This window comes from Sunxiuqinia sp. sy24 (assembly GCF_052677165.1).
This window is the reverse complement of the sequence record NZ_JBQYLH010000002.1, coordinates 49,248-63,982: the sequence shown is the minus strand read 5'-3', so window position 1 is coordinate 63,982 and position 14,735 is coordinate 49,248. Positions and strand designations below refer to the sequence as shown.

At 43.2% G+C, this 14,735-nt stretch carries 12 protein-coding genes; 2 read left to right on the top strand and 10 right to left on the bottom strand.

Going from position 1 to position 14,735, the window contains the following annotated elements; translation table 11 throughout:
• Nucleotides 1–3: 3 nt before the first annotated feature.
• The 8 genes from ACUNWA_RS02470 to ACUNWA_RS02435 all read right to left on the bottom strand — a co-directional run bounded on the left by ACUNWA_RS02470 (nucleotide 4) and on the right by ACUNWA_RS02435 (nucleotide 9,016).
• A complete protein-coding gene (locus ACUNWA_RS02470; protein WP_445590297.1) occupies nucleotides 4–657 on the bottom strand; it encodes an ABC transporter ATP-binding protein in 654 nt (217 codons plus the stop codon).
• A gap of 32 nt (nucleotides 658–689) precedes the next feature.
• Complete coding sequence (locus ACUNWA_RS02465) at nucleotides 690–1,727, bottom strand: calcium/sodium antiporter (RefSeq protein ID WP_445590296.1); 1,038 nt, start codon at nucleotides 1,725–1,727, stop codon at nucleotides 690–692.
• Nucleotides 1,728–1,745: 18 nt separating this feature from the next.
• Entirely contained in the window at nucleotides 1,746–2,177 is a 432-nt protein-coding gene (locus ACUNWA_RS02460) for a twin-arginine translocase TatA/TatE family subunit (protein WP_445590295.1), read from the bottom strand.
• A 124-nt stretch (nucleotides 2,178–2,301) separates the two neighbouring features.
• Nucleotides 2,302–5,298: a protein translocase subunit SecDF gene (gene secDF, locus ACUNWA_RS02455; RefSeq protein ID WP_445590294.1), complete on the bottom strand. Its 2,997-nt coding sequence runs from the start codon at nucleotides 5,296–5,298 to the stop codon at nucleotides 2,302–2,304.
• 112 nt (nucleotides 5,299–5,410) lie between these two features.
• A complete protein-coding gene (locus ACUNWA_RS02450) occupies nucleotides 5,411–5,842 on the bottom strand; it encodes a hypothetical protein (RefSeq protein ID WP_445590293.1) in 432 nt (143 codons plus the stop codon).
• A 60-nt stretch (nucleotides 5,843–5,902) separates the two neighbouring features.
• Nucleotides 5,903–6,337 carry a retropepsin-like aspartic protease gene (locus ACUNWA_RS02445; protein WP_445590292.1) on the bottom strand — a complete coding sequence of 145 codons (435 nt, stop codon included), beginning with the start codon at nucleotides 6,335–6,337 and terminating at the stop codon, nucleotides 5,903–5,905.
• Between the two features lie 63 nt (nucleotides 6,338–6,400).
• Entirely contained in the window at nucleotides 6,401–7,327 is a 927-nt protein-coding gene (gene mdh / locus ACUNWA_RS02440) for a malate dehydrogenase (protein WP_445590291.1), read from the bottom strand.
• 414 nt (nucleotides 7,328–7,741) lie between these two features.
• On the bottom strand, nucleotides 7,742–9,016 hold the full coding sequence (locus ACUNWA_RS02435; protein ID WP_445590290.1) for a hypothetical protein: 1,275 nt from the start codon (nucleotides 9,014–9,016) through the stop codon (nucleotides 7,742–7,744).
• A 1,580-nt stretch (nucleotides 9,017–10,596) separates the two neighbouring features.
• Between ACUNWA_RS02435 and ACUNWA_RS02430 the strand changes: the two genes are divergently transcribed.
• Complete coding sequence (locus tag ACUNWA_RS02430) at nucleotides 10,597–11,040, top strand: helix-turn-helix domain-containing protein (RefSeq protein ID WP_445590289.1); 444 nt, start codon at nucleotides 10,597–10,599, stop codon at nucleotides 11,038–11,040.
• 14 nt (nucleotides 11,041–11,054) lie between these two features.
• The gene (locus ACUNWA_RS02425; protein ID WP_445590288.1) at nucleotides 11,055–11,555 is read left to right on the top strand and encodes a thioredoxin family protein; all 501 of its coding nucleotides are present in this window, start codon (nucleotides 11,055–11,057) and stop codon (nucleotides 11,553–11,555) included.
• A 118-nt stretch (nucleotides 11,556–11,673) separates the two neighbouring features.
• On the opposite strand, the gene ACUNWA_RS02420 is transcribed toward ACUNWA_RS02425, so the two are convergent.
• On the bottom strand, nucleotides 11,674–13,848 hold the full coding sequence (locus ACUNWA_RS02420) for a DUF5916 domain-containing protein (protein WP_445590287.1): 2,175 nt from the start codon (nucleotides 13,846–13,848) through the stop codon (nucleotides 11,674–11,676).
• Between the two features lie 121 nt (nucleotides 13,849–13,969).
• On the bottom strand, nucleotides 13,970–14,710 hold the full coding sequence (locus tag ACUNWA_RS02415) for an efflux RND transporter periplasmic adaptor subunit (protein WP_445590286.1): 741 nt from the start codon (nucleotides 14,708–14,710) through the stop codon (nucleotides 13,970–13,972).
• Nucleotides 14,711–14,735 lie beyond the last annotated feature (25 nt).

Sequence of the window (14,735 nt, the reverse complement as noted above, 5' to 3'; positions counted from 1 at the left end):
TAGCTAATCTTCAATCCAACCATCGCGCATACGGATAATCTTATCCGATTGGCGAGCAAAATCTTCATCGTGGGTTACAATCACCAATGTTTGGTTAAACTGGTCGCGGAGTGTAAAAAACAGGTCGTGCAAATCTTCCCGGTTTTTGGAATCCAGGTTACCCGAGGGTTCATCGGCTAAAATCATGGCCGGATCATTAATCAAAGCCCGGGCAACAGCTACGCGCTGGCGTTCGCCGCCAGACAATTCTGCCGGCTTATGAGTCATCCGGTCTTTTAATCCCAAAAAATGGAGCAAATCCCGGGCTTTAGCTTCCGCCTCCTTTTTCGACTTTTTAGCGATGAAAGCCGGAATACACACATTCTCCAAGGCATTAAATTCGGGGAGTAAATAATGAAATTGAAAAACGAAACCTATTTCGCGATTTCGGAAAGCAGCTAAGCGTTTCTCATCCATTGCAAACACCGCCTGATCGCGAATGGCCAAATCGCCTGAATCGGGCTTGCTCAAGGTTCCCATAATCTGCAATAAGGTTGTTTTTCCGGCACCGCTAGGGCCTACAATGCTGTACAGTTTTCCTTGGGGGATGTGCAAGTTGATGCCTTTAAGCACCTGAAGCTTGCCAAACGATTTGGTTATATTTTGAACCTCAATCAAACTAGATAGATTTTAATGAGCCCTAAAGATAATTAAAGTAAGACGATTTCGCGAACCAAATAAAACACATATAAGCCCAACAATACGACACCGGTTACCCAGTTAATTTTCCAGCGTTTAATTAATAGAAGCAACGCAAAAGCAATAACGGATGCAAAAAGGATGAAAGAAGATTCCAATAAATTCTGACCTCCGGCTTCAATGGTTCCCCCATAAATAAACATGGCAATCATAAACGGTAAGCCCAGGCCAACCAAGATATCAAAGATATTGGATCCAATAGCATTGCTGATTGCCATATCGCCCCGCCCTTGCTTGGCTACAATTAGTGACGATATCAAATCGGGCACCGAAGTTCCAACCGCCAAAACCGTCAACCCAATAATAGCCTCAGGAATATCGAGAATATATGCAAAATGAATGGCTGATTCAACCAAAACCCAGCTTAAGCCGGCAATCAATACAATGGACACAAAAAATACGAGGTAGTACTTTTCTGCTTTGGGAAAAATGAAACCGAGCATTTTGTCGACCATATTCGACGCTGCTGGTTCCTCACCGCTTTCGGGCTGCTCATCAGGAGTAAACTCCATATCCTTATAGGGAAATATTTTTCGCCACCGAACGACAGCAACCACATAAATCACATAAACACATAGAAAAGCAGCGGCATCCCACATACTGAAGCTTCCATCGAAAATCCCCCAGAGCAAGAGCGCCACAGCAATTAAGTAAAATAAAATATCGCGAATAACAGGCTGCCAGGTTAACACCGTTTTGCGAACCAATGCCACCACACCAACAATTCCGAGTAAGTTAAAAAGGGCACTTCCAACGATGCTTCCAATTCCAATCGCTTCGTGATCTCCTTGTTTCAGAACTGAAAAAAGAGCGACAAACAATTCCGGTGCGCTGGAACCAACAGCCATCAGCGTGGCACCAGCAGCATCAGACGACAACTTCAAATCACTTGAAATCCGATCGAGAGAAACAACAAAAAACTGATCAACAATGCGTGCCAATAGGATAAAACAAAGCAGCATTGCCAAACTATACAATACAATTGGCATGATTTTGAGTTAAAGGGTTCAGTCCTTTAATTTTCCTTCTTTTTCCGGAGAAAGTTCAGCGTTCGTTTCTTCGAGCTTGGTCGAAGCCTCCTCAACCTCGTGGCTCAGTTGGTTTGTCTTTTCTTCAGTCTGTGCAGAAATGGATTCTACCTCCTGCGATAATTTAGACGTTTCTTCTTTCATCTTTGAAGAAACCTGATCAATATCCTGACTGATTTTCTTGGTTTCACTTTTTACCGTTGACCGGATATCATCGACATCACGTTTAAATTCGCTGGTGTTATCTTCAAATTCACGTTTAATCTCGTTCGTTGCCTTTTTAAATTCACGCATCCCTTTTCCAAGGGTTTTGGCAATATCAGGAATGGCTTTTGATCCAAAAAATAAAAGCGCCAACATCATCACCAACACGATTTCACCACCACTAATAAACAGCATATGCAGGGTCATTTTTTCAAAATTTTCAACAAATATACAAACAAGTTCAGTACATCGGTAACCAAAGCGACTTTTCGGTTTAAAAAAAAAGAGCCCCGGCTAAACTAGCCGGGGCTCCCAAGTAAGTCTCTGTAAATTATTTTCTTTTAGCAGCAATTTTCACTGCTCTTTTTTGTGTATCGTACGAAATTGGCGTTGCGATAAACAAGGAAGAGTAAGTACCTACCACAACACCTACCAGCAAGGCAAAGGTGAAGCCCTGGATGGATGTACCACCAAACAGGAAGATAGCCAACAATACCACAAAGGTACTCAATGAAGTACTGAAGGTACGACGCAATGTTGAATTCATGGCGTCATCCACGTTTTCTTCACGGTTACGTTTTGGGTGCAGCCCGATGTATTCACGAATACGGTCAAAGACCACTACAGTATCGTTAATTGAATAACCCAATACCGTTAGAATAGCCGCAATAAATGCCTGGTCAATCTCCAAAGAGAAAGGCAACAGACCATAGAACACCGAGAAGATACCTAACACGATGATCGAATCATGCGCCAGAGCAGCAATCGCTCCCAATCCATATTGCCAGTTACGGAAACGAATAAGGATGTAGAGGAAGATGATGATCAGCGAGAAGGTAATTGCAATCAAAGCATCTTTCTTAATATCATCAGAAATGGTTGGTCCCACTTTCTGAGAACTCATCCGGTGATGATCAATAAAGCCGTCCATATCCATTTGCCCGATAAAGCCGCCTTCCTTCAATCCTTGTAGCAACAGTTGCTCAACTTCATCATCGATATCGTCGGTCAGTTCATCAATTTTATATTCTGTCGTGATTTTCACCTGGTTGCTTCCACCAAATGTTTTCACTTCAGGAGCTTCTCCGTATACAGCCGTCAGGGATTTACCCACATCAGCCACTTTTACATCCTCATCAAAACGAACCACATAAGTACGTCCCCCTTTGAAATCGATACCGTAGTTAAACCCTCGTGTAGCGAACGACAAAATAGAGATGACAATCAAGGTACCAGAAATGATGTAAGCGATTTTACGTTTCTCCAGGAACTTGATGTTCGAATGTCTCAACCAGTTATCAGTCAGTTTTGAAGTGAAAGTAATTTTCGCATCCTTACCCAGCTGACGTTCGAAAATCAAACGAGTCAAGAAGATTGCACAGAATAATGAAGTAAAAATACCTACAATCAAAGTAGTTGCAAATCCTTTAATCGGACCTGAACCGAACATGTATAGAACGATACCTGTCAGCAAGGTTGTTACCTGACCATCGATAATCGCTGAATAAGCATTTTTATAACCATCGGCAATCGCCAGCTTCAAGCCTTTACCGGCGCGGCGCTCTTCCTGAATACGTTCGTAAATCAGCACGTTGGCATCCACCGACATACCAATTGTCAATACAATACCGGCAATACCTGGCAGCGTCAAAACAGCACCCAATGAAGCCAGTACTCCAATCACAAAGAACAAGTTGGCCAGCAAGGCCATATTGGCGGTCAATCCAGCGTTTTTACTGTAGAAGAAGAACATGTAAGCCAATACCAGCACGAAGGCAATGAAGAAAGACCACATACCACTGCTAATCGCTTCTTGTCCCAGTGAAGGTCCAACAATTTCTTCTTGAAGGATACGGGCAGGAGCAGGCATTTTTCCTGACTTCAGAATGTTTGCCAAGTCTTTCGCCTCTTCAACAGATTCCAAGCCTGAAATGCTTGAACGTCCTCCGGTAATCTCACCGTTTACATTGGGGAATGAACGAACATAGTCATCCAATACAATGGCGATTGATTTGCCTACATTTTCTTTGGTCAATCGAGCCCAGGTTTTTGCACCTTCCGAGTTCATGGTCATGCTCACTTCCGGACGGCTACCAAATTGTTCGTAGTCCTGACGAGCATCTACAATCACATCACCTTCCAGTGGCGCACGGCCATCACGGCTGGTTACTTTAATCGCAATCAAGCGATAGTAATTTTCACCTTCATCCACAGCTTTCGAAGTCCATTTGAACTGAAGGCTTCGTGGGATGATCGATTTTACCTGAGGCATATTCAGGTAAGTATTAACGGCCGAAGTATCTTTTACATGAGCCGTACCCACAACAGGTCCGGGATACAATTGTCCGTCGGCCGTTGTGCTTGGGTTTAACACCGCAAACAAAGGATAGTTTTTTCTGAAGTCAGCCATGTTATCCACTCCTGTTGAGTCGGCTGTTTCAGTTTCCAGCTCTTCCAACAACGAACCTTCTTCGTCTGTAGCAGCATCTGCTGTTTCATCGGTCTCCGTAGCCTCTGCTGAGTCTGTTTCTTTATCAGCAGCATCCAGCTCCTGTATTTCTTTCAGTTGCTGATTCACTTGCAACATATAGGGATACACTTCGCTGTTATCCCAGGTTTCCCAGAATTCCAGGTTTGCTGTTCCTTGTAACAGTTTACGTACCCGTTCCGGATTATCAACTCCTGGCAATTCAACCAAAATACGACCACGCGTTTGCAGGGGCTGCACATTAGGCTGAGCAACACCAAAACGGTCAATACGCGTCCGGATAATGTTGAACGAGTTTTCAATGGCTGCATCCGTTTCCTGACGGATAACCTGCAACACTTCGGCATTGCTTGAATTGTATTTTACTTTATCTTTTAACTCCAGCGTATTGAAAATAGCTGCCAAGCGAGCATTCGGATCAGTCTCTTCGAAAGCACGTCCGAAAAGCGTTACGAAATCATCCTGGCTGTCGCGCTGCAATTCCTGCGCACGCTTAATCGCTGCATTAAATGTTTCATCGGCACTGTAGTTCGACAACGACTTAATCAAGTCAACAACCGAAACTTCCAGCGTTACGTTCATACCACCTTTCAAGTCAAGACCCAGGTTCATTTCCAGGGCTTTCACTTCTTTATAGGTATAACCACGCAAGCCTAACAAGTTATAAACTTCCTCACCGGCAATCGAGTCCAGGTAGTTCCGTTCCTTTGTTTCATCACCCTGAGCGTACTCCTGGGCATCGCGTTCTACCTGCTTAGCTTTAAAGGTAAACGTAAGCTGGTAAACACAAACCAAAGCCAGTAAAATGGCAAAAGTTCTGATTAATCCTTTGTTTTGCATTTGTCTAAAATTTAGATTTTATGTGTTTATTTAATTTTAAAATGAAGTCAGCATCAGAGCCGGGATGAGCTCACAACAAGACCTTTAAGCGAATAAAAATTCGACTAAAACCTTATGCTATTGGAGGGTTGTCATCGGAGCTGGCGTGATGACAAATCATAAATTCCAGAAAATGGATCATGGCATTTTGAGGCGAACGTTCTTTCAACGATTCGGCCTTTAGCACATGGTAAGCTTTCTGGTTATGATAGGCCGACAAGAAACGATCCTGGCCTTTGGAAAATAATAATTTTGAAATCAATCGGTCGGAGCCGGTACGAAGCTTAAAGCTGCTCACCGGATTACAGAAAACAACCTGCGACCGATCAAACTGGTGTTCCGCAGTATCTTGTGTTTGGTTGACCACTTGTTCGGGAACTTGATCGTGACACATATCAAATACCACAGCCCCTGCAACGATGGCTATAAACATCAGCAGGCGTAGCATGATTTCTTTGGATATGTGCGTTTTTAGTTTCACCAGATTCTTATCAACTGGTCGCAAATATATTCATTTTTGTGAAATATCGATGGAAAACAAACGGGTATTTTAAAACAGCTCCAGTCATTTCCGGGGCCTTGAAAATGAAATCGTTTCGTATTTGTAATCAATAACACAATGATACTTCTTCAGCAAATCGCTTCCCAAAAGGCCACAAATTCGGATATCGCGGTATTTCCGGTAAATCTCATTCACATGATCGAGGTTAATCAAGGCCACTTTCTGTTCTTTTATTTTCAGTTTCCCGAAAGCCATTGATCGCAATTGCCCCACGGACGTTTCCACCATGCCTTCACTAATCCCGGCACTCTGATATTCTTCATCCGAAGACGGTTCAATCAACGTAAAATACTGATCCAGTCGCCGGTCAAATACCGTTTTTGACGCACCGCTATCCACAATCCAATAGCCTTTTTCGCCATCTTCAAAGGTTCCTTGCACCAGCAGGTGGTAATTCTGGTGCTCCAATTCAATCAACTCAACAGGTATTTTTGCCATAATAAAAAAAGTGCCCCTGCACATGCAGAGGCACTAAATATAGTATAATAAAATCCGATTTTACTACAGTTCAAGCAAAGCATTCACATTGCTTACCCCTTCGGCGCTGGAAGCCATTTTTTCTTTTTCAGCGTCAGAAAGTGAAATCTCAACGATTTTCTCAATTCCGTTTTTACCCAGAATACAAGGAACACCTAAAGAAATGTCGTTCAAACCGTATTCGCCTTCCAACAAAGCCGAACAAGGGAACATCTTTTTAGAATCCAAAGCTATGGCTTTCACCAATTCAGAAACAGCAGCACCTGGAGCATACCATGCACTTGTTCCCAGCAATTTGGTTAATGTAGCACCACCAACTTTAGTTGCTTCAACTACTTCAGCCATTTTTTCTTCCGTCAGGAATTCTGAAACAGGAACGCTGTTGCGTACCGCTTTCTCAATCAATGGAACCATACCGGTATCCGAGTGACCACCGATAACCATACCTTCAACATCAGACTGAGGGCATTCCAAGGCTTCAGCTAAACGGAATTTGAAACGAGCGCTATCCAAGGCACCACCCATACCGATGATTCGGTTTTTAGGAAGACCAGTTGCTTTGTGAGCCAGGTAAGCCATCGTATCCATAGGGTTACTTACCACAATCAGGATCACGTTTGGAGAATACTTGATCAGGTTCTCTGAAACGGTTTTAACGATGCCTGCATTGATTCCAATCAATTCTTCACGAGTCATTCCTGGCTTACGTGGAATTCCACTAGTAATCACAGCTACATCGCTACCAGCTGTTTTTGAATAATCGTTTGTCGTTCCGGTAATGGTTGAATCAAAACCATTCAACGATGCCGTTTGCATCAAGTCCATGGCTTTACCTTCGGCAAATCCTTCTTTGATGTCAACTAAGACAATCTCGTCCGCGAAATCTTTAATGGCGATATATTCAGCACAACTAGCACCTACAGCACCTGCACCAACAACTGTTACTTTCATAATTTTGTTCTTTTTATTTTATAAAAAATTTAACGTTGACAAAGATAAAATGTATTTTCAAATAGCCTAAAAATATCGCACGGCCTTAACAATTTAATAACTGATTGATAAACTGTTTCGATCATACGGCCTACACATCATTGCTGAAGAACGACGACTTAAAACAGACAGCAGGAAGTCGCCCCCTACGTCCAATTATTCCGAATACGGCGCACCTACGAATGAACTTTTAGTAAAGCCCTGTTTTTCGTTTATTTTTTCACCCACACACCCCCTATTGCTGTCAATTTGTAAGTTCATCCGAACAAAAAAGAGTTGTTTCATCCACCAGGGCTTTCGCTCGTCACTGCTCCCCTCAAACGAAAGCGTTGAATCCAGAAATGGGTTCTCATGCTATGAATACATCAAACCCGACTAAGGCATCCCGCTTAATAATGTTCCAATTGCCTGATGAATTTCACTTATTTTAAAATTACAATGTCCATATCGATCCAATACCGGAATAGGAATAAATAAGGGGTTTGCACCAACCTTCGTTGCATATTCTCCCTGATGACTAAACAAGGAGACATGGTCGAATTCAGTATGCATGGATAATAGCGGAGTATACAACAGACCTGTTGTTTCATAGTTTGCGATTTCCTCTTTAGCCCGCTCCCAGTTTGGACGACAGATACGCTCCACCGTCAAGTTCAGCTTGCGATCGTTATCCGATCCCTCGTATTGAACGGGTGGGTATTTATTATTATACGGATTTCCTCCCAGCCTCATGATGGCATCATTGGTAGCCATGATGGGGAATCGCAACACTTCAACCAATGAACGAATGACATCTTCCGGTGCCTGGGTTGCCATGTTCACAGGAATACCGGCACAGGCAATAAACTGCCTGATTTTATTTCCTCCATTATACCTGTAATCGTTTTGAAGAACCTCAGCAATAGCCCTAGGCAACTCACCTGCTTCCCAGGCGTACATGGTATTTTTTGAAACTCCTCGTGGGCTTCCAATGTTGATGCCGCTCACGCTTGGCCCAAAGAAATACTTAAACAACACATGCGCATGACCATAATACTGTAGCTGATCATAGAAATTACCAATAGGACAGCAAGTGGCGATTGCGGCATCAAACAATCCGGGGTTCTGCTCAGTGGTTAGTACCGTAATTAACCCACCTTCTGAAACACCGGCCAATAATATTGCAGAAGGGTCGTCGTATTCCGACTGCTCAAAAAAAGTCGTCAGCAAACTGCGTAGCTGCAAAATATCCTCAACAGCATCGAGCACAACCAAGCCATTGGCCCGGTAGCTTGTTGAAGCATAACCTACAGGCAATGTTTGCCCCATATAATCGATGCCATTGAGAAGAATGTCCTTTATTTCAACTCCTTCTATTTTATCGGCAGGCAGCTCTACCGGCTTTGTCACATCAACATAGCCATGGGCATAAACAATCAGAATCTTAAGAGGAAGAGCATTCCAGGTTTCCGGAAGTACAATTTCATAGGCTGCACCATCCACCAGGGTACCCTCACTGTCAATCTCGGTGATATGAGCATCTTTCAGCGCTAAGTGCGACTCTTCTTCAGCTTCCATAAAGTTTCCTTGACAGCCCCAAAGGAATACTGACGTAAATAAGATGAGGAAAACGGGCTGCAATCTTCCCTTTTTTAAAAATAAAGTTTTCATGGCTTTTTATTTTATCAGGTAATAATCCTATACGCAATAAAAAACTGATTGTTGGTTAAATAGAAGATCACCGCTGAAGCTCTTGAACAAGCTACCGGATCATTCGCTCACGGTTCATCAGTATTCATATTTGCCAAGGTATTTGCTCATACCCAAGACTCACCCAAACTGGACCACGCTGGATCGGATTTGCAATCCCCCAATTTACTTCTTCAGTTATCCTTGGCAATCTGCCATAAAATATTGGCAGGATATGTTTACCTCCTCTCCCTAACGGTTATTGGCTTGGCAAGATCACAAAGCTTCACAGCCTTAAAAAAGCTTTTAAGCTTCAATTTGCAAATCCTGACTAGCAGGGGTTCGTTCTTGTCGCTATGAGCGTCTTCCTGAACTTGTTTCAGAATCGGTTGCTGGTCAGAAGTTGTCAGTTATTAAGTGGCCTCGTGCCTTCGTACGTTCGTTTCTTCTGTTGCATTTTTCCGGACAGAATCGTCTTTGGTTCAACTCCAGATCTTCTGCGTTACTTCTGTGTAGCTTCTGTATAGCTTCTGTATTCAAAAACACAGAAGATACTTTGAAATAACCTAGAAAAAATGTGGAATATCTGAACTTGGTGCGGAACAATATAGGTACAGAGACGTTTGACCACAGCTCGGTTGAAACCGGTTGGGTCTTTAAGACCGAAAACTAGGAATACAGTAGTCCTAAATAATGCAAATTAAGACGGATCACAGCATTGCTTTCAGCTCTGACACGGATAGAAATCCTTACCAGTCGAGAAGGTAAAAAAATGAAGGCGACGGGTCAAAAGATGAACTCGGCAGCTAACCGGAGCATTCGAAACACCCCAAAAGACTACTTCTAAAGTTAAACATAACGGTTCTACAGCATAAAAACCACAATTCAGTTTATCATCTTGTTTTACTAACTTGCCTTTCAAAACAATAAACAATCATTTTCATTCAAACTAATTAACTCCCCACGCTGGCGCGGGTCTGTGCCCCATGTTTTGCTTTGAAAAAGCAAAAGCTGACAGGCAAGCCACCGATTACAAATGCGGCCCCAGCGGGGGCCTCGGCGAGTCTTACTGATCGGATGACTTGGAGTCATCTGATCAGTACCGCCGACAGACAAGCCTCCAGTCCTATCTTCTCCATCATTCGTCTTTCGTCAAAATAACTGATTAGCAATATCAATTATTATTGCTAATTTAACCCTGCTACCGCGCGATTTCATCGCGTGGTTTAATCAAAGTTATTGATGAGAAAATAGATTACATCCATTATAATCCAGTTGAAGCAGGATTGGTTTTCAGAGTTGAAGATTATTTGTATAGCAGTGCAGTGAACTATTCAGGCGGAAAAGGGGTATTGAATAATGTCATCGTTGTAAAGTAGAGTCTAAAGACCACGCGATGCAATCGCGCGGGGGCGCGGGCGTCAAATAGATGCAATTTCATACGTCAAAATTACGCCATATTGTGACATTTAAATGACGTATTAATTTATTATACTTGACGTAATATCTTTATAGCAGAGCTGTTAACTTTGTCTAAAATCAATCTCATTTATATCATAAAAATGAATTCACATACTAGAATAAAACAACTAAGAGAAAGTAAAGGATTATCACAGGAAGAACTAAGTGAGAAAGCAGGACTTAGCTTACGGACAATACAAAGAATGGAGAATGGAGAAGGTGTACCCAGAGGGAGTACATTAAAAAATCTTGCTTCCTCTTTAGATGTGTCATCGGATTATTTTTCGAATCTTCCGCAAGAAAAAATAGATGAAATTCAGTCCGTTCCGAATAATCCAGACAGAATTAAGATTAGAATTCCTTGGTATCTTATAGGTTTTGCAATTATTGGTGGAGCATTGGGCTTTCTTGTTGGAATAATATTAATGTTCATGAAATTTACATCTGATACTCAGCTGGAAGGGATATTAGCAATAACTATTTCTATTTTATTCGGAGCAGTTGGTATGGTTATCGGAAATTATATAGAAAAGAAGCATCAATAAAATAAACGCAATCAATGTATTATACAAAAATTAAACGAATTATACTTGCTTTCTTTTTTTTAATAACATGGAGTTGTACAGACAGAGAAGCAATAATAGATTCTTTAGATACTGAAATTGACACACGTTCAATTCAGTTCAAATATGACAAATTTAGCGATGCTCAGAAAGAATCGGAAAAAATGAAAAGACCGTTATTAATGTATTTTACCTCTGACGGTTGTGGCTGGTGCTTAAAAATGGAACGCGATGTCTTTTCAGACACAACATTGCAAAATTTTATAAATGAAAACTTCATATGCTCCAAAGTCTATTTAAAAAGACCAGCTGCCGCAATGAAAACTAAGGACTATAAAAAGTTAAACAAATCAAAACTTGACTTTATGGCTTTATACCATATAGAGGGAGCTTTTCCTACCTTCGTAATTTTTGATACTAATGGCAAGCTAATAAAAAAGGAAAGTAAATATATGGATGTTCAAGAATTTGTCCAATTTGCCAAAGACGGGTTATAATGAATGACAAATAAACAACAACAAACATCGAGTAAACGGCTGACGGACTAATAGTCCGCCAGTGCGCCTCTCACACCACCATCCATTCGGGATAGCATTCCAAAGTTATCAACAGGTGTTAATTAAACCAATACGACAGTTTGACCACCAGTGCCCGGTTACGGGAGTTCCAGTCGCCGGTAAAGTAGTTGTCGGTATACACCACAAAAAAGTCGGACACCGGCGCATACCGCCATTGAAACCGCATATTCACATTCATGTTGTCAATCTGCTCGTTGTATTGCACAAAGCTGGAGAGAAAGACTTTATCCGAAAAGGTGACATCCAGCTTGGGGCCAACCAGCCACATGCGGGTGGTTTCAAACGGGTCGGGCAAACGAATGTTGCTGTAGCTTAAATTCATGGCAAAGTTCACATAGGGCTGAATGCGGTAGCCCACCATGCCTTCCAGCAAATCAATATCGCCATTAAAAAACTCCCCTTTGGTATAGGAACCCGACCACTTGAAGTTCTTCCGGTTGTCGGATTCGTACTCGAGCCAGCCCCCGCGGTAGCGGTATTCAGAACCGGCGGGCAGAAAAACATCATTCTGGTGGGTAGGGTCAAAATCCTGCTGAAGATGAACAAAGTAATCCACGAAACCGAACTTGGCTTTGGCCCGGCTCTCGAACTCAAACTGGTAGCCCAGGGTTTGCTGGTGATCAATCTTATCAAAATCGGTGTCGTAAAAATTTTCACTTTCCGCAAAAATACCATGCGCCACAATTTTCTTGTTTGGCACCCAGGTATAGTTGAAGGAAGGCCCCAGGAAGTTGTAGCCCGTGCGCCGCACAAAGCCCACTTCGGCCCTGTAGTCAGTCCCCACACTGGTTTGCGACAGCCCAAAGCCAATGTTCCGGGTTTTGTATTCCAGCGATGCCCCTTGCGCGTATTGCCCCCGGCTGTGCTCTTCCTCATCAAAGGATTGATGATAAAAGAACTTGCCATTCCAGGTATTGTCGCTCGATGCCAAATTGTAGTCGAGCCCGGCCACCCGGTTATAATCCTGCACACCGCCCGGCTCGTTGATGTTTTCTTTATTCACCAGAATCACCCCCACACTTGAGCGGGCAAACAATTTGCGCTGCACCGAAGCCACCGCAAAATTCCGGGCGGGCAAAAAGGCCGTCTTTTCGGTTTGCATATCCATCAGCCCCAGCCGCCAGTTGTTATTCAGCTTGCCACTCAGCCGAGCGCCAAACAATACCGGGGCATCCAGCCCAATGCGCCGCGAGAAAAACGGCGTAACCACATCGTAACCATAGCCGGCAAACAGGTCGGAATTTTCGAGGAAGAATTGCCGCTTTTCAGGAAAGAACAATTCAAAGCGGTCCAGGTTGGTCACCTGCTCGTCCACCTCGGCCTGCGCAAAATCGGGGTTATAAGTCAGGTCCAGGTTCATGGAGGTGGTTACGCCAATCTTGGCATCAAAACCAAAATCCTTGCGATAGTCGGCCTTGGTGCCCGCCTCATAATCTTTGGACCCAGAACCATACACATAAGGAATCAGCGAGAACATGGTTTTCGATTTGGGCAGAGGCTCTTCCCATTCCAACACGCCGGTATAGGCCAGCGAGGCCGTTGGGAATTGTCGGGGCACCGGAGCCCACGACGATTTTTCGTTACGCTTCAAATCGAGCCGGCTAAAATTCACATACCACCGATCGGTTCCCGACTTAAACCGGATGGAGCGAAAAGGAATGCGCATTTCAGTCACCCAGCGGTCGTCGTAATGCACGGTTTTGGATTCCCACTTACAATCCCAGTTCAGGTTAACCGCACTTCCATCATACATGATCCCATCCCATTTGGCTCCGGAAGCCGAGGCTCCAAACGAAAAGCCATTGGTTTGATCCAGAAAGGTATCGAAGAAAACCAGGAAGTTATCGTTATTTCCAAAAACGAAATCGCGCCGGAAAGACTCCATGATTCGTTTGCCCGGAATGGAATCGTAAAACGTAAAGCCCAGGTAAAAGGCTTTATCATCGTAGGTCATCACCACTTCGGTTTGTGCGTCGGCCAGGCCCGTATCCACCGGAAGTACCCGGGTAAAGTTATTGGCTTTGTCGGCCTTGTGCCAATCGGGTTCATCTATTTTCCCATCAATCTGAATGGGGCTCCGGGCTCTCCTGACTTGAAGCACATAGTCTTTATTAAACGTTTGTTGAATACTATCAGGGTGCGATTTTTCGACACCCCAAACGGTGCCGGCAAGGGTTTGCAGAAAGACAAACAACAGCATGATGTTTCTCATTACTTTAGGCTATTCTGGTTGGTTTAGAATTCTAAAAGTACAAAAAACAAATAACTCCGGATCTAATTATACTGATTGATAATCGGATCCGGAGTTACGTCACTAAAAATTGGCAGTTCGCCTATAGCATGTCTTCAAGCGGATGCATCAGAATGCGATCTCCTTCCTGCAGGCCTTCCAACACCACAGTCATCCCCTTATTTTCAGCACCCAGCTCAACCGGCTGCTTGGTAATTTTACCACCATGCTTGAGAAAAACAATACGCTGCAAACTATCGGTATAAACAGCTTCGATCGGAATAATCGGACGATCACTGTAATGATCAATAATAATGTGATTGGAGCAGGTCATACCGGGTTTTAAGTCCTCATCACTTTCATTTAAGCGAATGACCACTTTAAACACCTTCATATCAAAACCCTGATGATCTTCACCAATAGAGGCAATATAAACCACTTCGCCGGTATACGATTTATCCGGCAAGGCATCGAGGGTAATATTTACGCTATCGCCTTTGCTGATTTTAGCGATGTCGATTTCCTTGACATAGGTTTCGGAAATCATTGTAGACATATCCGGGAGTGCTGCAAGCAGTGGACGCCAAATATTGATTTCATCATCCTTCGAGAACTTTCGTCCGTTCCAGGAAGTACCAAACATCACAATCCCATCCTGAGGTATTGTAATACGGGTGGCCCCTATGGCTTTCTGATAGGCCATTCCCGCTTTTCGCTGGTAAGCTCCGGATCTGCAGGGACTCCAGCCATCAATATTATTAGCAAAAATTTCATTCTTGACATAAAAAATCCAACTAATGCCCATATCGCATGTGCTTGTCCAGTATTGCCTGTCCCCCTTCATATCTTCAGTATTTTCCCAAAAAGCA

What these genes read in the sequence shown, in the direction of transcription:
- ACUNWA_RS02430 (WP_445590289.1), top strand. Translation starts at nt 10,597, where the DNA reads ATGAATTCACATACTAGAATAAAACAACTAAGAGAAAGTAAAGGATTA.
- ACUNWA_RS02445 (WP_445590292.1), bottom strand. Translation starts at nt 6,337, where the DNA reads ATGGCAAAAATACCTGTTGAGTTGATTGAATTGGAGCACCAGAATTAC.
- secDF (WP_445590294.1), bottom strand. Translation starts at nt 5,298, where the DNA reads ATGCAAAACAAAGGATTAATCAGAACTTTTGCCATTTTACTGGCTTTG.
- ACUNWA_RS02420 (WP_445590287.1), bottom strand. Translation starts at nt 13,848, where the DNA reads ATGAGAAACATCATGCTGTTGTTTGTCTTTCTGCAAACCCTTGCCGGC.
- ACUNWA_RS02460 (WP_445590295.1), bottom strand. Translation starts at nt 2,177, where the DNA reads ATGACCCTGCATATGCTGTTTATTAGTGGTGGTGAAATCGTGTTGGTG.
- ACUNWA_RS02435 (WP_445590290.1), bottom strand. Translation starts at nt 9,016, where the DNA reads ATGAAAACTTTATTTTTAAAAAAGGGAAGATTGCAGCCCGTTTTCCTC.
- ACUNWA_RS02465 (WP_445590296.1), bottom strand. Translation starts at nt 1,727, where the DNA reads ATGCCAATTGTATTGTATAGTTTGGCAATGCTGCTTTGTTTTATCCTA.
- ACUNWA_RS02415 (WP_445590286.1), bottom strand. Translation starts at nt 14,710, where the DNA reads ATGAAGGGGGACAGGCAATACTGGACAAGCACATGCGATATGGGCATT.
- mdh (WP_445590291.1), bottom strand. Translation starts at nt 7,327, where the DNA reads ATGAAAGTAACAGTTGTTGGTGCAGGTGCTGTAGGTGCTAGTTGTGCT.
- ACUNWA_RS02425 (WP_445590288.1), top strand. Translation starts at nt 11,055, where the DNA reads ATGTATTATACAAAAATTAAACGAATTATACTTGCTTTCTTTTTTTTA.